General features: G+C 74.9%; 19 protein-coding genes. 8 read left to right on the top strand and 11 right to left on the bottom strand.

The genetic code is table 11. From position 1 onward, the window contains the following. Window positions 1-12: 12 nt before the first annotated feature. From NWP10_RS03085 to NWP10_RS03060, 6 genes are all read right to left on the bottom strand, one after another. Window positions 13-852 carry an ABC transporter permease gene (locus NWP10_RS03085; protein ID WP_017488732.1) on the bottom strand — a complete coding sequence of 280 codons (840 nt, stop codon included), beginning with the start codon at window positions 850-852 and terminating at the stop codon, window positions 13-15. Between the two features lie 723 nt (window positions 853-1,575). Next, on the bottom strand, window positions 1,576-1,902 hold the full coding sequence (locus NWP10_RS03080; protein ID WP_026106901.1) for a hypothetical protein: 327 nt from the start codon (window positions 1,900-1,902) through the stop codon (window positions 1,576-1,578). Between the two features lie 179 nt (window positions 1,903-2,081). Continuing rightward, on the bottom strand, window positions 2,082-2,483 hold the full coding sequence (locus tag NWP10_RS03075; RefSeq protein WP_017488730.1) for a sterol carrier family protein: 402 nt from the start codon (window positions 2,481-2,483) through the stop codon (window positions 2,082-2,084). An 8-nt stretch (window positions 2,484-2,491) separates the two neighbouring features. Next, window positions 2,492-3,523, bottom strand: a complete 1,032-nt coding sequence (locus tag NWP10_RS03070) for an asparaginase (RefSeq protein ID WP_017488729.1) — start codon at window positions 3,521-3,523, stop codon at window positions 2,492-2,494. 76 nt (window positions 3,524-3,599) lie between these two features. Beyond that, window positions 3,600-4,397 carry an ABC transporter ATP-binding protein gene (locus NWP10_RS03065; protein WP_017488728.1) on the bottom strand — a complete coding sequence of 266 codons (798 nt, stop codon included), beginning with the start codon at window positions 4,395-4,397 and terminating at the stop codon, window positions 3,600-3,602. A gap of 75 nt (window positions 4,398-4,472) precedes the next feature. After that, entirely contained in the window at window positions 4,473-5,624 is a 1,152-nt protein-coding gene (locus tag NWP10_RS03060) for an ABC transporter permease (RefSeq protein WP_017488727.1), read from the bottom strand. A gap of 218 nt (window positions 5,625-5,842) precedes the next feature. On the opposite strand from NWP10_RS03060, the gene NWP10_RS03055 reads away from it, so the two are divergent. Next, window positions 5,843-7,249: a sensor histidine kinase gene (locus tag NWP10_RS03055; protein ID WP_258299860.1), complete on the top strand. Its 1,407-nt coding sequence runs from the start codon at window positions 5,843-5,845 to the stop codon at window positions 7,247-7,249. Beyond that, window positions 7,246-7,875, top strand: a complete 630-nt coding sequence (locus NWP10_RS03050) for a response regulator transcription factor (protein WP_258299859.1) — start codon at window positions 7,246-7,248, stop codon at window positions 7,873-7,875. Before NWP10_RS03055 ends, NWP10_RS03050 begins: the two co-directional genes overlap by 4 nt. 72 nt (window positions 7,876-7,947) lie before the next feature. On the opposite strand, the gene NWP10_RS03045 is transcribed toward NWP10_RS03050, so the two are convergent. Next, entirely contained in the window at window positions 7,948-8,217 is a 270-nt protein-coding gene (locus NWP10_RS03045) for a hypothetical protein (protein WP_184169600.1), read from the bottom strand. A 62-nt stretch (window positions 8,218-8,279) separates the two neighbouring features. Here NWP10_RS03045 and purD point away from each other — a divergent pair, with 62 nt between their 5' ends. From purD to NWP10_RS03030, 3 genes are all read left to right on the top strand, one after another. Continuing rightward, window positions 8,280-9,593, top strand: coding sequence for a phosphoribosylamine--glycine ligase (gene purD / locus NWP10_RS03040; RefSeq protein ID WP_258299858.1), 1,314 nt, complete (start codon window positions 8,280-8,282; stop codon window positions 9,591-9,593). Beyond that, window positions 9,590-10,576 (top strand): phosphoribosylaminoimidazolesuccinocarboxamide synthase, encoded by a 987-nt coding sequence (locus NWP10_RS03035; protein WP_258299857.1) that lies wholly within the window; start codon window positions 9,590-9,592, stop codon window positions 10,574-10,576. The genes purD and NWP10_RS03035 overlap by 4 nt, the downstream gene beginning before the upstream one ends. A 224-nt stretch (window positions 10,577-10,800) precedes the next feature. Further along, window positions 10,801-11,769 carry an endonuclease domain-containing protein gene (locus NWP10_RS03030; protein WP_258299855.1) on the top strand — a complete coding sequence of 323 codons (969 nt, stop codon included), beginning with the start codon at window positions 10,801-10,803 and terminating at the stop codon, window positions 11,767-11,769. An 88-nt stretch (window positions 11,770-11,857) separates the two neighbouring features. Here NWP10_RS03030 and NWP10_RS03025 read toward each other — a convergent pair whose 3' ends face one another. From NWP10_RS03025 to NWP10_RS03010, 4 genes are read right to left on the bottom strand one after another with little or no spacing between them, the layout of a single operon-like run. Beyond that, complete coding sequence (locus NWP10_RS03025) at window positions 11,858-13,801, bottom strand: ABC transporter ATP-binding protein (protein WP_258299854.1); 1,944 nt, start codon at window positions 13,799-13,801, stop codon at window positions 11,858-11,860. Beyond that, the gene (locus tag NWP10_RS03020; RefSeq protein WP_258299853.1) at window positions 13,798-15,825 is read right to left on the bottom strand and encodes an ABC transporter ATP-binding protein; all 2,028 of its coding nucleotides are present in this window, start codon (window positions 15,823-15,825) and stop codon (window positions 13,798-13,800) included. The genes NWP10_RS03025 and NWP10_RS03020 overlap by 4 nt, the downstream gene beginning before the upstream one ends. Window positions 15,826-15,875: 50 nt before the next feature. After that, a complete protein-coding gene (locus NWP10_RS03015) occupies window positions 15,876-16,886 on the bottom strand; it encodes a metallophosphoesterase (RefSeq protein ID WP_258299852.1) in 1,011 nt (336 codons plus the stop codon). 5 nt (window positions 16,887-16,891) lie between these two features. Further along, the gene (locus NWP10_RS03010) at window positions 16,892-19,078 is read right to left on the bottom strand and encodes a transglycosylase domain-containing protein (RefSeq protein WP_258299851.1); all 2,187 of its coding nucleotides are present in this window, start codon (window positions 19,076-19,078) and stop codon (window positions 16,892-16,894) included. A gap of 68 nt (window positions 19,079-19,146) precedes the next feature. On the opposite strand from NWP10_RS03010, the gene NWP10_RS03005 reads away from it, so the two are divergent. The 3 genes from NWP10_RS03005 to NWP10_RS02995 all read left to right on the top strand — a co-directional run. Further along, window positions 19,147-19,314 (top strand): hypothetical protein, encoded by a 168-nt coding sequence (locus NWP10_RS03005; RefSeq protein WP_017489297.1) that lies wholly within the window; start codon window positions 19,147-19,149, stop codon window positions 19,312-19,314. Between the two features lie 2 nt (window positions 19,315-19,316). Next, a complete protein-coding gene (locus NWP10_RS03000; RefSeq protein WP_375162462.1) occupies window positions 19,317-19,811 on the top strand; it encodes a RidA family protein in 495 nt (164 codons plus the stop codon). Window positions 19,812-19,917: 106 nt separating this feature from the next. Then, window positions 19,918-20,440 (top strand): NUDIX hydrolase (locus tag NWP10_RS02995; protein ID WP_258299849.1); only part of this gene is annotated, 523 nt, incomplete at its 3' end.

The raw sequence follows: 20,440 nt of genomic DNA, 5'->3' as shown, positions 1-20,440 counted from the left end.
GCCCTACGCCGATCACCCTCGCAGGGCGTCTGCGGGACGCTGGCGGCTCGCCACCCATGCCGGGTAGAGGGCGCTCACGACGCCGGCCGCGAGTCCCAGCGCGAGGGCCAGGGGCACGGCGGTGGGCGGCAGCACGGCGGCCCAGCCGCGGGACTGGGAGACGGCGAGGATCACGGCGGTGCCGACCGCAGACCCCACCGCTCCGCCTGCCAGGCCGATGAGCGTCCCCTCGAGGAGGAAGACACGGGCGATCAGTCCTCGAGACGAGCCGATGGCCCGCCGCAGTGCGATCTCCGAGGTCCTCGACTGCACGGACAGGTACATGGCCGTGGACGCGCTGATCACGGCGAGCACGAGCAGCACGGCGGAGCGCACGCCGACGAACGCGCCGAGGTCGTCGGCGACGCCGGCGCGCAGCTCCCGCAGGTCGGCCACGGTCCGCACGGACGCGCTGCCGGGCGCCTCGGGGGCGATCGCCAGCGGGGCCGCCTGGGAGACGGGGTAGGGGAAGCCGGTCTCGGTGCGCACGACGAGCTCGGGGGCGGCCTCGCCCACGCCGGTGAGGACGGCGGGGGTGGCCAGCGGCGCGGTGGTCAGGGTGGGGGCGCGCTCGGTGGGGCGCACGATCCCGGCCACGTCCACGGCCGTCCCGCCGATCCACACCCGGTAGCCGGGGGCGAGGACGCCGGACTCGGGGACGGGCAGGTGCAGGGCCTGCGCGGCGGCGGTCTGGGTGAGCCCGAGGGCCGCGAGCAGCCCGCCGATGCCCACGGCCAATGCCGCCATGAGCAGCACCGTCCGCAGGAAGCGCGAGGACAGGGAGGAGAGGGCGTCCACGGCGTCGTCCACCACGGCACCATGGATTCCATGCTGCCCCAGGCGCCCTCGCCCTCCTCCGGCGTCAGGCCGCGGTCGCGAAGGCATTGCTGCCACTCGCCGCGGGCATCAGTCCACCGAGGGTCGGCGGCAGCGAGGGACGATGCCTCCACGGCGAGCGCGCCGGCGGCGCTTTGAGTGCTCACCGGTGGGCCGGACACGCTCTCCATCTGGTCCATGACGTGGGATGCGCACTGGTCGTAGTCGGCGTTGAAGGTCGGATCCGCCTCGTCGCTCCAGCCTCCGGGCGGCGGCGTCAGATCCGGGGCGTCGCCGAGCGGCTGGAGTGCGAATCCGTTCGATGCGGCGAATTTCGGCAGCCACAGGCCGTAGGGACGCTCCTCGGGGGAGCCGGCGGACGCTGGAGGGGCGACACCGTTGTGGCCCTTGGGCTGCAGACAGCTGCGCAGAATGGCACGGCGAGCGCGGGTCATGACATCTTCGTCCGCGCGCGTGATCGCGTAGACGTCCAAGGGCAGGATCACCTGCCCGCTGTCCCTGTCGAGGCGAGCCGCCGCATCCGGGTCGGGGGTGACGGACCCGTCCCCACAGGCGGAGAGCAGGAGTGAACCCATCGAGGCAAATGCAGCTGCGGTGAAGCAGGTCTTCGGGGAGAGCGATCCTTGGTGAACGATGGTGGCACGGGAAATCGACATGGCGAGGGGGCGGCCGAAGGTGGCCGCCCCCTCGCCATCGTGATCAGCTGGCGTACCAGCTGCTGATCTCGTCGGTCCATGTGGCGAAAACAGAGAAGGGCACCTTCGCCTGCCGCAGATCGGGCTGGTCCTTCCAGGCGACAAATCGATTGCCGCGGTAGTACGCGTCCTGAGCAAACGTCACGGTCCGTCCGTACACGCGCAGCGAGGAAGCTTCATCGTTCATGGCCCCCAGGGTGGACTTGTTCTCCCCGCCCAGAGCGGCGCCCCCGTCGTTGATGTGTTCGTGGATCGTCGCGGCCGAAGCCCCCGGTGCGATGACAGCCGCGGCCACAACGACGGCGGCGACGGCGGTATGGATTCGCTTCATGGGTATGAGCTCTCTGACTGGCATCCGAATCGGATGCATCAGAGGGGGCGGATGCTCACAGGCCACCCCCAGCCTGACCGCTGTGCGGATGAGCAGATCATGGTCTCGGCCGGGGTATTTCACAGGGAGTACTTTCGGCCAGTCTTTTCGGCATGTGTGTCACCCGCGTCACAGGAGTCTCACGGCCGGATCAGCGGCAGGTGCGCGCCGAGGTCCGCGCGGGTGCCGGAGGCGCGCACCGCGCCGGTCCCGACGGCGTCCGCCCACCCCAGCAGCCCCGTTGCCAGGGACAGCCACGTCACCGCGTCCATCTCCACCACGTTGGGCGGGGTGCCGCGGGTGTGGCGGGGCCCGGGGATCGCCTGGGCGACGCCGAAGGGCGGCACCCGCACTTCCACCGCGTTCCCGGGCACGCGGGTGGCGAGCTCTTCGAGCGCGAAGCGCACGGCGGTGGCCCGCGTGGAGCGCGGCAGGGCGGCCGCGGCGGCAGGGTCCTGCGCGTGCGTGCGCGCCCACGAGGTCAGCGCCGCGTGCCCCTCGGGCACGGGGATGCGGCGGCGGGGGACGGAGCCGGTGGTCATCGGCCCGCTCAGTCCAGCAGGTCCAGGACGGGGCGGGCCAGGCGCACTGCGCCCACAGGCTCGCCCTTGCCGAGGATCTTCGGGGCCACCGTCTCCAGCACCGCGGGCAGCCGGTCCGCGTCCACGTGGTCCGGGGCGAACTGGGCCAGGAGCGCGAGCGCGACGAGGTTGCCGGCCCGCGTGCCGCCGTCGAGCGCCTTGACGGCCACGGCCGTGCCGTCCGGGGCGGCCATGACCATCACCCCGTCCGCGCCGAGCTTGGCCAGGACGCCCAGCTCGCGCATCACCACGGTGTTGGAGCTGGACTGCCCGTGCACCGCCCACGGGTGCTCGAGCATCGCGTTCGCCACGGTAGCCGCGTGGATCTCCGCGTCCCGACGGGACGGCGCGGAGGCCACCTTCCCGATGCCCCGGGCCAGCGCCGTCAGGGACAGCACGGCGGCCGGCGCCCCGCAGCCGTCCGTGCCCGTGTGGGCCACGGGCTCGCCGCAGTACTCCTCGATGACCCGCTCCACCTCGGTCTGCAGCGGGTGGTCGGGCTCGAGGTACGTGCCCACGTCGTGCCCCGCCGCCACGCACGCGGCCAGGAAGCCCGCGTGCTTGCCGGAGCAGTTGTACGCCAGGGGCGTCTTCTCCGCGCCGTGCTCGAGGTCCTGGCCGAACCGCACGATCTCCGCGGCGTCCGCCGGATAGTCCGGCGGGCACTGCAGGTCCGCCGCGGACAGTCCGGCCTCGGCGAGGATCCGTGCCGCGAGGTCGCGGTGCGCCGCCGTGCCACGGTGGGAGCCGCACGCGATCGCCACCTCCTCGCCCTCCAGGCGCGCCCCGTGGCGCAGCGAGGCGATGGCCTGGAACGGCTTGAGCGTGGAGCGCGGGTAGATCAGGGCGTCCACGGGGCCGAGCGCGGCCAGCACCGTCCCGTCCGGGCCGGTGACCACGGCGGCCCCGGGGGTGCGGGACTCCACGAAGCCGTTGCGGACCACGTGGACGAGCTCGACGGCGTCGGCGAGGGCGAATGTGGCGGAGGGGGTCTGCGTCATGCGCCCATCCTAGGGAGGGCGGCGGACGCGGCAGGCCGGTGGCCGGGGCGCCGCGCGGGGGCCGCACCCCGCGGGCTCAGTCGGTCAGCCGCCCGTCCACCATGGTCAGCGTGCGGTCCGTGGCGGCGAGGAACTCGTGGTCGTGCGTGACCATCAGCGTGGCCGTGCCCTCGTCCCGGGTCAGCGCCCCCAGCAGGTCGACGACGGCGGCCGAGCGCTCGCGGTCCAGCGCCGAGGTGGGCTCGTCCACGAGCAGCAGCGCAGGCGAGGCCATGAGGGCACGCACGATGTTCACGCGCTGCCGCTGCCCGCCCGAGAGCTGGTGCGGCCGCTTGCCGGCCTGGTCGGCCAGGTCCACGCGCTCCAGCAGCGCCATGGCCCGGTCCCTGGCGGCCTTCCGGTCCGCGCGCGTGGCCTCCCGGTCCAGGTGCACGGAGAGCTCGAGCTGCTCCGCCGCCGTGAGCGAGGGGATGAGGTTGGGCTGCTGGAAGATCACGCCGATCTCCCGGCCCCGCAGCCCCGTGCGCTCCGTGCGGGAGAGCCCGGTGAGCTTGCGGCCGGCCACGGTCACGGTCCCGGAGGTCGGGGGCACGAGGCCTGCGGCGACGGCCAGCAGCGAGGACTTGCCGGAGCCGGACGGACCCACCAGGGCCGTGAACGTGCCGGCGTGCAGGTCCAGGGAGACCTCGTCCAGGGCGCGCAGCACGCCGCGCTCGCCGTCCGGGTACTCCAGGACGATGTCCCGCGCGGACAGGGCCGGGGTGCCGCCGGAGCCGTCCGGGGCCGCGGTGCCCGGCGCGATCCGATGGGCGGCCGCGGCGGCCGGGGTACGCATCGGGTCGAGGTCGGTCTGCGGGGCGAGGGTCGGGGTCATGGTGATCCTTCTTCCTTCTCCAGGGGGCGTGGGCAGGCGGGGGACGACGGCGCCGCGGGGCGCCGTCGTCGGCGGTCAGTTGCCGCCCAGGGCGACCAGCGGGTCGATGCGGGTCACGCGGAACACCGCGGCGACGGCGGCGAGCATGCCGAGCACGAGGATCCCGGCGGCGGGCACGAGAGTGGTGGCCCAGGACAGCTCGAACGGCACGCCCCGCGCGGCGAGCACGCCGATCCCGGCGGCCAGCGCGGTGCCCACCAGGACGCCGCCCAGCAGCACGAACGCCGCCTGCGTGAGCGCGTCCTTCAGGACCCACCCGTCCGTGCCGCCGAGGGCCTTGAGCACCGCGATGTCCCGCGTGCGCTGGACCGTCCAGATGGACAGGAACGCGATCACCACGAGCGCCGAGATGCCGTAGAGGAAGCCCTGCATCGTCATGAGCGAGCCGTTCTCGGAGCGGTAGCTGGGCAGCGCCGCGTAGGAGTCGCGGACCGTCTCCGAGACCGTGCCGGCCGCGGCGTCGCCCGCCGCGGCGACGGCGTCCGGGTCCGCACCCGCGGCGAACCGCACGAGGCCCGCGGTGCCGAGCACCGCGTCGTCGGCGGTGTGGGAGATCGCCCTCCAGTCCTCGAGCGCCAGCCAGGTCACCGGGGAGTGGGAGTAGAACTCGTTCGGGACCACCTCCGCCACCGTGAACACGAAGCCGGAGACGGCGACGGCGTCGCCCGCCTGCGCACCGAGGGAGTCGGCGACGTCGTAGCTCAGCACGACCTCGCCCGGCGCGAGCGCCGCCGGGGCGTCGGCGCCGCCCGAGACCAGGCCGAGGAACGCGGTGGAGGCCACGCCCGTGGTGGGCACGTCGGCGACGTCGGCCCGGCCCGCCTCGTCCGTCTCCACGCCGTGCGCCAGGCCGACCGCGCGGCCCTGGCTGACGCCCAGCGGCTCCACGGAGGCCACGCCGTCCGTGGCGGCCCACGCGTCGCGCTGCTCTGCGGTGAACTCCGACTGGGTGAAGGAGGCGGTGGCCTCCTGGCCGGCCGCGCCGCCGAACACGAGGCGCTGCACGCCCTGCTCCTCGAGCCGGTCCAGGGCGGCCGTGTTCTGGCCGCCCAGCCCCGCGGTGAGGCCGGAGAGCATGACCAGCAGCAGGCTGATGAGGGCCACCACGGAGCCCATGAGGGCGAATCGTCCGGTGGCGAAGCGCAGGTCGCGGAGCGCGAGGAACACGGCGTGCGTCCTTTCGGGGAGGAGGGTGAGGAGGTAGGGGCGGGCGGTGGTCCGGGGTCCCGGAGGGCCCGGATCCGAGGTTTCCTCCACCCTTCCGCCGCGGCGCCGCGGGCGCATCGCCCGCGGCGGATGGCCCCGGGTCAACCGAATGGTTGATCCGGCGCCGGACCCGTGGGGCAGGGCCGTGTCGCGTCCGGGGGCGGTCCTACGCTGGAGCCATGCCCGCCACCCGACCCTCCGCCGACACCGCCGGGGCACCCGCCGAGACCGGTGCTGCCGCCGTGCTCGCCGGCCTGCGCGTGGCCCTGCACGTGGCGTTCGCCGTGCTCCTGGCCGTGGGCCTGGGACGGGCGCTCGCGGACCTGTCCCGGACGGGGGCGCCGGCCCCGGCGGTGCTCGCGCTGACCGGGTGCACCGCACTGCTGGCCGGCGTCTACCTGGCCGGCACGCTCGTGGAGCGCCGCCGCTGGGGCCGGGGCGAGGACGTGGGGCGCGGCCCGGCGCTGCTCTGGCTGGCGCTCGTGCTCGCCCTGTGGGGCCTGCTCGTAGCCCAGCATCGGGACTTCGCATGGGTGGCCTTCCCCCTGTTCTTCGTAGCGCTGCACGTGGTGGCGCGCACGGCCCGCACGGCGACGGCCCGGCGGATCGCCGGGCCGGTCCTCGTGGCGGCGATGGCCGCCGTCGTGGTGGCCGGGATGGCCGCCGGCGTGGACGAGGGCGTGCGCCCGGCCGCGGTGATCGGCCCGCTCGTGGGCGCGGCCGTGGCCGTGGTGCTCTCCGGGGCGTACCGCGCCCTGCACCAGGAGTCCGAGCGACAGCGGGACGTGGCCGAGCAGCTGCGCGCCGCCCAGGCCGAGCTCGCCCGCACCCAGCACCGCGCCGGCGTGGGCGAGGAGCGCGAGCGCCTGGCCCGCGAGATCCACGACACCCTCACCCAGGGCCTGGCCTCGATCGTGCTGGTCTCCCGTGCCGCGCAGGACGCCCTGGACGCGCAGGACCCCGCGCTCGCCCGCACCCGCATGGAGACCGTCCGCACCACCGCCGCGGAGAACCTCGACGAGTCGCGCCGGTTCGTGCGGGACCTGCGCGCCACCGGCGGGGCCTCCCTCGTGGCGGCGGTCGAGCGCGCGGTCGCCGGGTTCGCCGAGCGGCAGGCGGCGGCGGGCACGCCCGTGGCCGCGGACGTGGAGGTGGTGGGCACGCCGGTGCCCGTGGCCGAGGCCGTGGAGGCCGCGCTGCTGCGCGCCGTCCAGGCGTCCCTGGCCAACGTGGCCGCCCACGCGAGGGCCACGCGCGCCCGCGTCACCCTCGCGTGGCTGCCGGGGGAGCTCGCCGTGGACGTCGCCGACGACGGCGTCGGGTTCCGCTCGGAGGCCGTGGTCACGGGGGACGCGGGGACCCAGGGGATTGGGGCCGGAACACAGGGGGCCGGGGCACGGAGGCCCGCCGGCCCCGGAGCCGGGACCGGCGTCGGGCTGGCGAGCGTGCGCGAGCGGCTCGCGGGCGTCGGTGGTCATGCCTCGGTGGAGTCTGCACCGGGCGAGGGCACCGTCGTCGCCCTGCGCGTGCCCCTGCCCGCCGCTGCGGGTCGGGCCGAGGAGGACGAGGGGCGGGAGCGGGGATGACCGTGCACGTGATGCTGGTGGACGACCACCCGGTGGTGCGGGCGGGGGTGCGCGCCGTCGTCGAGGCCCACCCGGACCTGCGGGTGGTGGCCGAGGCCGCCGACGGCGCCGAGGCGCTCCGCGTCCTCGACGCCGCGCCCGGCCCCGTGGACGTGGTGCTGATGGACCTGCAGATGGGCGAGGGCATGGACGGGGTCAGCGCCACGCGGGCCGTGCGCGAGCGGCGGCCGGACGTGCAGGTGCTCATCCTCACCACGTTCGACACCGAGGCGGACATCCTCGCCGCCGTGGACGCCGGGGCGGCCGGCTACCTGCTCAAGGACGCGCCCAGCGAGGAGATCGCCCGCGCCGTGCGGCAGGCCGCCGCCGGGCAGAAGGCGCTCGCCCCGCAGGTGGCCGCCACCCTCATGGGCCGGATGGCCGGCGGGGCGGACGTGCTCTCTGCGCGGGAGATCGAGCTGCTGGAGCTGATCGCGCGCGGGGCCACCAACAAGGCCGCCGCGAAGGAGCTGTTCATCTCCGAGGCCACCGTGAAGACGCACCTGGTGCACGTGTTCCAGAAGTTCGGCGTGGACAACCGCACCCGCGCCGTGGACGAGGCCCGGCGCCGCCGCATCATCCGGTGAGGCCGGCCGTCCGGACCGGGGCCTGGCGGACCGCCCTGCGGGCCGCCCGTCGGCGCCCCCGGGCGGCGGCCGTCAGCGGCGCCGCACGAACCGCGTGATCACCGCGGCGGCCACCGCCGCCACCGCCAGCACGCCCAGGGCGGCCGGCAGGCTCAGGTCGCCGCGGGCGAACCCCAGCCCGCGCAGCGTCCAGAAGCCGATCAGTGCGCACGTGAACATCACGCCCACGAACAGCCACGCCGAGTTCAGTCTCGGGCCCATGCCGCGTCCGACCGCGCGTCGGGGGTCGCGGGGGTCCCCGTCGTCGTCGGGTCGGCCGTGGTGCAGGGGAGGCATCGTCATGCACCCCACGGTAGGGGTCCTCCGCCCGGACCGGCCAGGGCCACCGCGTAGGCTTGAGGCTCGTGAAGACCCTTGTGCTCGGCAACGGCGGCCGCGAACACGCGCTGCTCGCCGCCCTCTCCCGTGATCCGCAGGTCGGCGAGCTCCACGCGGCCCCCGGCAACGCCGGCATGGCCGCCCTCGCGGCCCTGCACGCCGTCGAAGCCACCGACCCCGACGCCGTCGTCGCCCTGGCCCGCGAGCTGGCCGCCGACCTCGTGGTGGTCGGCCCCGAGGCTCCGCTCGCCGCCGGCGTCTCTGACGCCCTGCGCGAGGCCGGCTTCGCCGTGTTCGGCCCCTCCCGGGCCGCCGCGCAGCTCGAGGCGTCCAAGGCGTTCGCCAAGGAGGTCATGGCCGCCGCGGGCGTGCCCACCGCCGGCTCCCGCACCTGCGCCACCGCCGAGGAGGCCGCCGCCGCCCTGGACGAGTTCGGCGCCCCGCACGTGGTCAAGGACGATGGTCTCGCCGCCGGCAAGGGCGTCGTGGTCACCTCCGACCGGGCCGAGGCCCTCGCCCACGCCCAGGCCTGCTTCGACGCCGGCGGGACCGTGGTCATCGAGGACTTCCTCGACGGCCCCGAGGTCTCCCTCTTCGTGCTCTGCGACGGCACCGACGCCGTCGCCCTCACCCCCGCGCAGGACTTCAAGCGCATCCACGACGGCGACGCCGGCCCCAACACCGGCGGCATGGGCGCCTACACGCCGCTGCCGTGGCTGCCCGAGGGCTTCACCGAGGAGGTCATGGACCGCGTGGCCCGCCCCGTGCTGGCCGAGATGGCCCGCCGCGGCACCCCCTTCACGGGCGTGCTGTTCTGCGGCCTCGCCGTGACCGCCAAGGGCGTCGAGGTCATCGAGTTCAACGTGCGCTTCGGCGACCCCGAGACGCAGGCCGTGCTCGCCCGCCTGACGACCCCGCTGGGCCGGCTGCTCGCCGACGCCGCCGCCGGCCGGCTCGGCGCCGACCGCGCGCTGGAGTGGAGCGACGACGTCGCCGTGGACGTGGTCATGGCCTCCGCCGGCTACCCTGCGACCTCCTCCAAGGGCGACGTCATCACGGGCCTGGCGGACGCCGAGGCGCTCGAGGGCGTGCACGTGATCCACGCGGGCACCGCGACGTCCGGGGACGACGTGGTGACCGCCGGCGGCCGGGTGCTGGCCGTCGTCGGCCGCGGCGCCGACCTCGCGCAGGCGCGCGAGCGGGCCTACGCCGGCGTGGAGCGGATCCGCTTCGACGGCGCCCAGTGGCGCACCGACATCGGGCTCAAGGCCGAGCGCGGCGAGATCGCCGTCCCCGCCGCCGACGGGCAGGCCGGACAGGCCGGGGAGGACGCGCGATGAGCCACGAGACCCCCGCGCCCGACACCGCGCCCCAGTCCCGAGCCGCGCCACGCGGCTTCGCCGGCGCCGAGGCCCTCGAGCTGCCGGGATGGCGCCACGTGTACTCCGGCAAGGTGCGCGACCTCTACGAGCCCGCCGACGCCGCCCCCGGCGAGTCCGAGACCCTGCTCGTGGTGGCCTCCGACCGGATCAGCGCCTATGACCACGTGCTCTCCCCGCCCATCCCGGACAAGGGCGCCGTGCTCACCCAGCTCACGCTGTGGTGGTTCGAGCGGCTCGCCGAGGGGTACAACGGCGCCGCCGGCGCGCCCGTGGAGCACCACGTGGTGAGCACGGACGTGCCCGAGGCCGTGGCCGGCCGTGCCATGGTGGTCAAGCGCCTGCGGATGTTCCCCGTGGAGTGCATCGCCCGCGGCTACCTCACCGGCTCCGGCCTGGCCGAGTACCGCGAGTCCGGGACCGTCACCGGCCTGCCGCTGCCCACGGGGCTCGTGGACGGCTCCCGCCTGGACCCGGCGATCTTCACGCCGTCCGCGAAGGCGGAGGTCGGCGAGCACGACGAGAACATCACGTTCGAGCAGATGAGCGAGCGGGTGGGGGCCGAGGCCGCCGAGCGGCTGCGCTACCTCACCCTGGACCTGTACTCCCGCGCCGAGTCGATCGCCCGCGACGCCGGCATCATCCTGGCCGACACGAAGGTCGAGTTCGGCGTGGACCCCGCCACCGGCCAGGTGGTGCTCGGCGACGAGGTCCTCACCCCCGACTCCTCCCGCTTCTGGGACGCCGAGGACTACGAGCCCGGCCGCGCCCAGGCCAGCTTCGACAAGCAGTTCGTCCGCGACTGGCTCACGAGCGACGCATCCGGCTGGGACCGCGCCTCCGGGGCCGAGCCGCCGGAGCTGCCCGCCGACGTCGTGGAGAAGACCCGCGCCCGCTACGTGGAGGCGTACGAGCGGCTCACGGGCCGCCCCTTCGAGGCCTGACCCCCGGCCCCCTACGGGTGCTTCCGCCGCCGACATGGGCGCTTTCGCTCGGGAAATCGTCGCTACCATGCCGGGATTTCGGCGCGGTAGCGACGATTCCCCGAGCGAAAGTCCGGGGGTGGGTGGGGCGTCCGGTCCTGCACAGACGACGGCGGCCGCGCGCCCGTCCACGGACGGCCCGCTCCGGTCGTCGGCCCGACGCCGGACGGGCCAGTGTTCGCGACATGTCGCCTCGTGAACCCGCCCCGCTGCCCGCCGCCTTCTCCGACCTCCCCTTCGGCGCGGCCGACCTCAGCCGCGCCGGCGTCTCGGTCGAGCGCACCCGCCGAGCCGATCTGCGCCGCGTGAGCCACGGGCTCCACCGGGCCCGGGAGGCCGAGCGCGGCGAGTGGGCCAACCTCGGCTACCCCGTGGACCCCCTGCCGTGGGTGCCGGAGGAGGCAGCCGCCGTCGTGCCCTTGACCGGGGGAGTGGTCTCCCACCTGAGCGCGCTGCTGCTGCACCGGCTGACGGTGCCGCCGTGGGTGCGGCCGGACGGGCGGCTGCACGTGAGCCGGCGGCACGGGCGCGGCGTCTGCGACCGGTCCGGGGTGGTCACGCACGGGCGCTCCGTGCCGCAGGAGGACGTGGTGGCGCTGCACGGGATCGCCGTCACGTCGGTGGAGCGGACGTGGCTGGACCTGGCCTCGCTGATGCCGCGAGGTCCGGTGGATCCGCTGGTGATCGCCGGGGACGCGCTCGTGAACCGTCCGTGGATCGCAGGGGACGGGCGGCGGGGCGAGCCCGTGACGAGCGTCGAGGCGCTGCGGGCGGCGCTGCGCCGGGCGGGGCGGTTCAAGGGCGTGCGCGCGGCCCGGGCGGCCCTGGACCTGGTGCGGGTGGGGGCCGACTCGCCGCCGGAGACCGAGCTGCGGCTCGCCCTGGTGGACGCCGGCCTTCCGGAGCCGGAGCTGCAGGTCTCCGGGGACCCCGGCGACCGGTTCGCGCCCGTCGCGGACCTGGGGTATCGGGACTGGTGGCTGGCGCTGCAGTACGACGGCGGGCATCACCGCTCGCGCGAGCAGCAGGCCCGCGACGCGCGGCGGGACGGCTGGTTCCACGACCGCGGCTGGCGGTCGCTGAGGCTCACCGCCGACGACCGGCTCGACGGGTTCCGGCGCGCCATCGCCTGGGTGCGCCGCCACCGTCCCTGACTTTCGCTCGGGAAATCGTCGCTACGCCGTCGGAATCCCGGGATGGTAGCGACGATTTCCCGAGCGAAAGTGCCCGAGGCCGGGCGGGTCAGGCGTCGTCGGGGACGAGCGAGTCCTCCCAGGCCCGGTGCAGGGCGGCGAAGCGGCCGCCGACGGCCACGAGCTCGGCGGGGGAGCCGTCCTCCACCACGCGGCCGTCGTGCACCACGAGGACGCGGTCGGCGATCTCCACGGTGCTCAGCCGGTGCGCGATGATCAGCGCCGTCCGGTTGCCCAGCAGCCGCTCGAGGCCGTCCTGGACCAGTCGCTCGCTGGGCAGGTCCAGGGAGCTGGTGGCCTCGTCGAGGATGAGCACGGCCGGGTCGGCCAGGAACGCGCGGGCGAAGGACACGAGCTGTCGCTGGCCGGCGGAGAGCCGCCCGCCGCGCTTGGAGACGTCCGTGTCGTACCCCTCGGGCAGGTCGAGGATGAACTCGTGGGCGCCCACGGCGCGCGCGGCCGCCTGGATCTCGGTCTCGGAGGCGCCCGGTCGGCCCAGCGCGATGTTCTCGGCCACCGTCCCGGAGAACAGGAACGCCTCCTGGGTCACCATCACCACGTTGCGTCGCAGGTCCGCGCTCGCCAGCTCCTTCAGCTCGACCCCGTCCAGGGTGAGGGAGCCGGACGTGAGGTCGTAGAACCGCGCGATCAGCTTCACGAGCGTGGACTTGCCGGCGCCGGTCTGGCCCACCACGGCCACGGTCTGCCCGGCCGGCACGGTGAGGTCGAACTCGGGCAGGACCACCTTCTCTGGGCCGTAGCCGAAGACGGCGTCCCGGAACTCGATCCGCCCGGAGGCCACGCCCTCGCCGGCGGCCGCGGCCCCGGGCAGCGGGGTGGGCTCGGGCGCCTCGACCACGGCGGGCTCCTCCTCGAGCAGGCCCGAGACCTTCTCCAGGGCCGCGCCGGCGGACTGGAACGAGGAGTAGAACATGGCCACCATCTCCATGGGCTGGAACACGCGGCGGCCGGCGAGCACGAGGGCCACGAGCACGCCCACCTCGAGGTCGCCGGAGAGCACCCGGAGCCCGCCGAACACGAGCAGCGCCGCCACGGTGAGGTTGCCGGTCACCACGAGCACGGGCTGCAGGACGCCGAACAGGGTGAGCGTGTGCACCATGTCGTCCCGGTAGTCGGTGGCCAGGCGGGTGTACTTCGCCTCGTTGGCGCGCTGGCGGCGGAAGGCCTGCACGGCGCGGATGCCGGTCATGGTCTCCACGAAGTGCACGATCGCGCGCGCCGAGGACACCCGGGAGCGCCGGTAGGCCTCCTCGGAGCGCTTCTGGTACCAGCGCACGGCGACGGCCACGGGGATGAACGCCACGAGCAGCACGAGGGCCGAGGGCGGGTCCAGCAGCACGATGGACACCGCGGTGAACGCCATGAACAGCACGCCGGAGACGAGCGAGGACACGCCCTGGTCGAGCAGCTCGCGCAGCGCCTCGAGGTCCGAGGTCTGCCGGGAGATCACGCGCCCGGACGTGTACTTCTCGTGGAAGCCCAGGGAGAGTCGCTGGGTGTGCCGGAACACGCGCACGCGCAGCGCGAGCAGCATGCGCTGGCTCGCGCGCGCCGTGAGCCACTGGTACAGGCCCAGCAGCACGCCGCCGGTGACGCCGGTGAGGGCGTAGGCCCCGCCCACCAGCACGACGACGCCCCACGCGTCCGCCCCGGTGCGCACCGCCTCGACGACCTGGGGCAGGCCCCAGTCGATCGCCCAGGCGATCACCAGCGGCACCGCGGCGCGCGCGGCGTTGGAGACGACCACGAGGACCACCGTGAGCCACAGCATCCCCTTCACGGGGCCGGCGAGCTGGCGCAGCAGCGCCCAGGAACGGCGGCGGACGTGGCGGCGCTCCTCGGGGGTGTACTCGAGTGTCTCCTCGGCGCGCACGCCGAGCACCCGCAGGCCCCGGGCGGCGGCGGGGTCCACCACGGACAGGGTGGAGGTCTCGGGCGCGGCGGTCGATCCGGTCCGGCGGCGCGGGCTCATCGGGTCTCCTCCCGGCCGGCGGTCCGGCCTGCGGGCGGACGCGCGGCTCCGGCCGGGGGCCGGGCGGCGTCCGTGGCGGCGGCGAGGGCCGCGTCGTCGTGGGCGGCGTCCGCGAGTCCGGCGAGGCTGCGGTCCTCGGCGGCGCCGGTGGTGATGATCTCCCGGTAGGCGGCCGAGCGGGCGAGCAGCTCGGCGTGCGTGCCGACGTCGTGGATCGCCCCGTCCTGCAGCACGGCCACGCGGTCGGCGAGGGCCACGGTGGAGGGCCGGTGGGCCACGATCAGCGTGGTGGTGCCCGCCAGGACCTCGCGCAGCCGGCCGGTGACGGCCTCCTCGGTGCGCACGTCCAGGGCGGAGAGCGGGTCGTCCAGGACGAGCACGTCCGGGCGGGCGGCGATCGCGCGGGCCAGGGCGATGCGCTGGCGCTGCCCGCCGGACAGGCTCAGCCCCTCCTCGCCGATCTCCGTGTCCACGCCCGCGGGCAGGTCGCGGGCGAACCCGGCCTGGGCGGTGTCCAGAGCCAGGTCCAGCAGCGCCTGGGCGCGCGGGGAGTCCAGCCCGTCCGCGGTGACCTCGGCGGGGGCGCCGAGCAGCACGTTGGCGCGGACGGTGTCCGAGAACAGGGTGGCGTCCTCGAAGGCGATGGACACGCGGCGGCGCAGCTCGTCCAGCGGGTACGCGCGCACGTCCGTGCCGTCCACCTCGACGACGCCCGCGGTGACGTCCAGCAGGCGCGGCACGAGCTGCACGAGGGTGGACTTGCCGGAGCCCGTGACGCCCACGAGCGCCATGGTCTCCCCGGGCGTCAGCTCCAGGTCCACCCCGGCGAGCAGGGGGCGGGAGTCCTCGGGGGCGTCCGGGTAGCGGAAGACGACGTCCCGGAAGGCGAGCCGGCCCGACGACGGCGGCAGCCCGTCCGTCACGACGGGCGAGTCCTCCGCCGCGCTCGAGGCCACGGCACGGGAGGTGGCCTCCTCCTCCGCGGCGTCCATGCCGGCGGGGGAGGCGACGGCCACGGGCACGCGCATCACCTCGAGGTGGCGGTCGATGGCGGTCTTGGCGGAGAGGGTCATGCCCATCAGCTGGCCCACGCCCTCCACGGGGCGGGCGAGCACCGCCGTCGTGGCGAAGTATGCGGCCAGCGCGCCCACCGTGAGGTCCCCGACCGCCACGAGGTACAGGCCGAGGCCGAGCGCGACGCCGAGCACGAGCTCCGGCAGGGACACGGTGAGGGAGATGAACTTGGCCAGCACGGAGGCCTTGTGCACCTCGGTGCCCTGCAGGGTCTCGGCCTCGCCGCGGAAGCCGTCCAGCGCGTCCGGGCCGCGGCCGAAGGCCTTGAGCACGCGGATGCCGTGCACGGACTCCTCCACGGTGGTGGCGAGGTCGCCGGCCTGGTCCTGGGAGAGGCGGGAGGCTGCCCGGAAGTCGGTGCGGAAGCGGAACGAGCGGATCATGATCGGCACGGCCGCGACCAGGTACAGCAGGGCCAGCTGCCAGGACATCACGAACAGCAGGACGAGGCCGACCACGATGGTCACCGACTCCACCACGAGCATCACGGAGCCGAAGGCGATCCAGCGGCGCAGCAGCGCCAGGTCCCCCTGGGCGCGGGAGAGCAGCTGGCCGGAGGCCCAGGCGTCGTGGAACGCGACGGGCAGGCGCTGCAGGCGCCGGTAGATGCTGATGCGGGCCCGGTTCTCCACGTCCGCCGCCGGCGGCAGGATGAAGAAGCGGCGCAGCCAGATGAACAGCGCCTCGGCCAGGCCGAGCAGGGCCAGCGCGCCGGCCGCCCACCACACGCCCGCGGCGGGGTCGGCGGTGCCGGCCGTCCCGGGAGCGGCCTCGGCGAACACGGTGTTCACGAGCACCTGGACGACCTGCGGGATCGCGAGGGCGACCAGGCCCGCGGCCATCGCGGAGAGCAGGCCGAGCACCCATCGCCCGCGCACGCCCTGCAGGTAGGGGGCGACGCCCTGGAGGGCCTCGCGCAGGGGCAGCGGTCGGGTTGCGGTGCGCGTCACAGCGGGTACTCTACCGCCGGGCCCGGACAGGACAGCCCCAGGTCAGCCGCTCAAGCGCGGGGGAGCAGCTCCAGCACCACGGCCTCGGGCCGGCACGCGAAGCGCACGGGGGCCGACGGCGCGGTGCCCAGCCCCGCCGACACCTCGAGCGACACGGTGCGCCCGGCGGCGGTCCACGTGGAGACCCCGGAGGCCTGGGGGCGCGGCAGGTCGCAGTTGGTCACGAGGGCGCCGAACCCGGGGAGGCAGACCTGGCCGCCGTGGGTGTGCCCGGCCAGCAACAGGTCGGCGCCGTCGGCGGTCATGGCGTCCAGCACGCGGCGGTAGGGGGCGTGGGTGACCCCGAGCCGGAACCGGCCGTCCCCGCCGGGCCCGGCTGCGCCGTCGTCGTGGGCGGACGCCGGGCCCGAGGCCGCGGCGTCCCCCGGAGCCGGGACCGGGGCCGGGAAGCCGCCCCAGGCGTCGAGGCCCAGGTGCGGGTCGTCGGTGCCGGCGGCGAGGACCTCGAGCACGGTCCCGGCGCGCGTGGGCACGCTCAGCACGGACCCGCGGTTGGTCAGGTCGGCCCAGCCGGCGGCCCGGAACGCCCCGAAGAGCGCCTCGGTGGGCAGCCGGGCTCGGTCCTCGTCCATCCGGGACGGCCCGGCGAAGTAGCGGAACGGGTTGGCCGGCTTGGGCTCGTAGTAGTCGTTCGAGCCGGGCACGAACACGCCGGGGCGGCGCAGCAGCGGGCCCAGCGCGTCCAGGACGAGCGGCACGGACGCGGCGGCGGAGATGTTGTCCCCCGTGTTGACCACGAGGTCCGGCTCGAGCGCGTCCAGCTCGCGCAGCCACGCCATCCGGGAGCGGTTGCGGGGCAGCAGGTGGATGTCCGAGAGGTGCAGCACCCGGACCGGGTCCGCGCCGGCGGGCAGCACGGCGAGCCGGTGCGTGCGGACCACGCGGGCCTCGGCCTCCACGAGGCCCCAGGCCAGCCCCAGCGCGGCGGCGGCCCCCATCCCGACGGCGGCCCGCGACCCCGCGCGGACGATCCGGCGCGGGGCGGTGACGGAAGGACGCATGCGGGTCAGTTGGCCGGGACGGCCTCGGGCTGGGGCCCGCCGCGGTCGAGGTCGTCGATGTGGAAGGCGGTGCCGTCCGGGTGCTCGCCCTCCGCGCCCGGGTCCTCGGACTGCGGGCCGTCCCAGTCGGGCAGCTCGCCCGGCGGGTACTTCTCCTTGGCGAGCTGGTTGTACTCGAGCCACGAGGGGCCGTTGATGGAGGTCGAGTAGAACGGGTTGCGGACCTCGCCGTTCACGGTCTCGCCCGTCATGGACTTCAGGTTGTTGTAGCGGCCGGTCCACACGGCGGTGGCCAGCTCGGTGGTGAAGCCCGTGAACCAGGTGGAGGAGACGTTGTCGTTGGTGCCGGTCTTGCCGCCGAACTCGTAGCCGGCGCCCTCCTCGGCGATGTTGAAGCCGCCGATGTGCCGCAGGACCGGCATCAGCTCGGCGATGTGCTTCGGGTCCACCACCTGGTCGCACTGCGGGCCGGCGACGTCGTACTGGTTGCCCATGGTGTCCGTGACCTCCAGGATGGCGCGGGGCTCGCAGTAGAGGCCGTCCGCGGCGATGGCCGCGTAGGCGCCGGCCAGGGAGAGCGGGGCGATGGAGTCCTTGCCGAGCAGGAACGAGGGGTCGTCCGGCTGCAGCGGCGAGCTGTCCAACGCGCGGGTGATGCCCAGCTGGGTGGTGAGGCTCGTGATGTCGCACAGGTCCATCTGGTACGCCGTGGCCACGGTGGGGGTGTTCACGGACCAGAACAGGCCCTCGTCCACGCGGACCTGGCGGAGCATCCCGGGGATGACGTTCTTGAACTGCCAGGTGCCGCCGATGGTGGTGTAGCCGCCCGGACGGCAGGAGGCCTCGAAGCGGGTGCCCGTGGGGTAGACGTTGCGGGACGCGTCCACGGAGTCGACCATCCGGTTGCCGTTGCGCAGCCAGGTCAGGGCCACGAAGGGCTTGAGGGTCGAGCCGGCCTGGAAGCCCTGGCCGCCGCCCCACTCGCGGTCCACGTTGAAGTTCAGCGAGGTGTGGCCGAGCTCGTCCTGGATGGCGTACTCGGTGTTCTGCGCCATGGTGACGATGTTGCCGGTGCCGGCCTGCACGGAGGTCAACGCGTGGCCGGCGCCCAGGGACTCGTTGTTGGGCACGGACTTGCGCAGGTTCTCCTCCGCGGCCTTCTGCAGCTCGGAGTCGATCGTGGTGCGGATGGTCAGGCCGCCGCGGTCCAGCAGGGCCTGGCGGGACTGCGGGTCCGGGCCGAAGGCCGGGTCCGCGAGGATCTGGCGCTCCACGTAGTCGCAGAAGTAGGAGCCGAACTTGGAGTACAGGCAGCCCGAGGGGCGCGACTCCATGACGACCTCCATGGGCTTGGCCACGGCCTCGGCGCGCTCCTCCTCGGTGAGGTAGCCGTTCTTCTCCATGGCACCCAGCACGAGGTTGCGGCGCTCGGTGGCCTCCTCGGGGTTGCGGGCCGGGTTGAAGCGGGTGGGGGACTGGACCATGCCGGCGAGGGTGGCGGCCTCCCAGCTCTCCAGCTCTGCGGCGGACTTGCCGAAGACGTACCGGGACGCGGCCTCCACGCCGTAGGCCCGGCCGGAGAACAGGACGATGTTGAGGTAGCCCTCGAGGATCTCGTCCTTGGTCATCTGCTCCTCGACGGCGACCGCGAGCTTGATCTCCTTCACCTTGTCCGAGACGTTCTTGGTGCCGGAGAGGGTCAGGCGGGAGTCGCCGCGGATCTGCTGCACGTTCACGAGCATGTTGTTCACGAACTGCTGCGTGAGCGTGGACGCGCCCTGCGTGGAGTCGGACGTGGCGTTGTTCACGGTCGCGCGGATCAGGCCGCGGGCGTCCACGCCGTCGTGCTCGTAGAAGCGCTCGTCCTCGACGGCCACGATCGCATTGCGCATGTGCTCGGAGATCTGGTCCAGGGGCACCGGGATGCGGTTCTCCTCGTAGAAGACCGCGATCTCCTCGCCGTCCTCCGAGATCATGCGGGAGGGCACGGACACCGGCTCAGCGGGCAGCTCGTCCGGCAGCTCGTCCAGCATCTCGCGGCCCGAGGCGGCGGCCACGCCGGTCAGGCCGGCCAGCGGCAGCAGCAGTGCCGCCACCAGCAGCCCGGCGAGGGCGGACAGGCCCAGGAAGGCGAGCAGGCGGCCGAGGGCGCTCGAGGGCTCGGGGAGACGACGGGACGTGCGGGAGGCCATGGGCGGGAGTGTAGCGCGGGCGCCTGGGACGCAGCCGGGTGTCCGCGGGCCTCGCTAGGCTGTCGGGCATGACTGAGCAGACCAAGTGGGAGTACGCCACGATCCCCCTCCTGATCCACGCGACCAAGCAGATCCTCGACCAGTGGGGCGAGGACGGCTGGGAGCTCGTCGCGGTGGTCCCGGGCCCGGACGGCCCCAACCCCGTGGCCTACCTCAAGCGCCCGAAGGCGGCCTGACCGTGGCGGAGAAGGCGCAGGCCCCCACGTGGGGCGAGGGCGCCGTGGCCGACCGCCTCGCCGAGCTCGGGCTCGAGCGTCCGGCCGTGGCCGCCCCGGTGGGCTCCTACGTCCCGGCGATCCGGGACGGCGACCTCGTGCTCACCTCCGGCCAGCTGCCGTTCGTGGCCGGGTCCCTGCCCGCCACGGGCAAGGTCGGCGCCGAGGTGAGCGCGGAGCGCGCCCGGGAGCTCGCCCGCGTCTGCGCGGTGAACGCCGTGGCCGCCGTCCACGAGCTGATCGGAGAGCTGGACCGCGTGGCCCAGGTCGTCAAGGTCGTCGGCTTCGTGGCCTCCGACCCCTCCTTCACGGGACAGCCCGGCGTGCTCAACGGCGCCTCGGACGTGCTGGCCGAGATCTTCGGTGAGGCCGGGCGCCACGCCCGCTCCGCCGTCGGGGTGGCCGTGCTGCCCCTGGACGCCCCGGTCGAGGTGGAGATCACTGTCCGCGTCCGCTGACCCGGCCGGCACGCTGCTGCCGGTCCCGGAACCCGAGGCGGAGCAGACCCGCCAGTGGCTGGAGCAGCGCTTCCGCCAGGTCCGCCCCGCCCGGCCCGCCTCTTCCGTGGTGCTGGTGCGCGACGGCGAGGACGGGCCGGAGGTGTTCCTGCGGCACCGTCCCGGGCGCACCCCGCTGGGGCGGGTCGGCCTGCCGGGCGGCGCGCTCTCCGAGGCCGACGCCGACGCGTGCGCGTGGTTCGGCCCGGACCCGGCCCACTGGGCCCGCGTGCTGGGCACCACGGACCGCCGCTGCGCGCGGCAGCAGGTGGTCGCCGCCGTCCGCGAGCTCCACGACGAGGCCGGCGTCCTGCTGGCCGGGCGCACCGACGCCGACGTGGTGCTCGACGCGCGGGGCGAGACCTGGGGCGGCGGCGGCAGCTCCCTCGAGGAGGGCGCGGAGAGCCTGCCGCGGATGCTGGCCGCGCGCGGGCTCGGTCTGCGCACCGACCTGCTGCGGCCCGTGGCCCGCTGGCACTCGGCGCCGCACGCGCACCGGCGCTTCGACACAGCCGTGTTCGCCGCCGCCGTGCCGCCGCTGCAACGGCCCCTCGAGCGCCCGGAGACCGCGCCCGCGCTCCAGGCGTGGG

Origin of the sequence: Micrococcus sp. HG099 (assembly GCF_024723355.1) — a bacterium.
Lineage (GTDB): Bacteria > Actinomycetota > Actinomycetes > Actinomycetales > Micrococcaceae > Micrococcus > Micrococcus endophyticus.
Note: the sequence above shows the minus strand (reverse complement) of the source record. Positions and strands in the feature narration are given on the sequence as shown.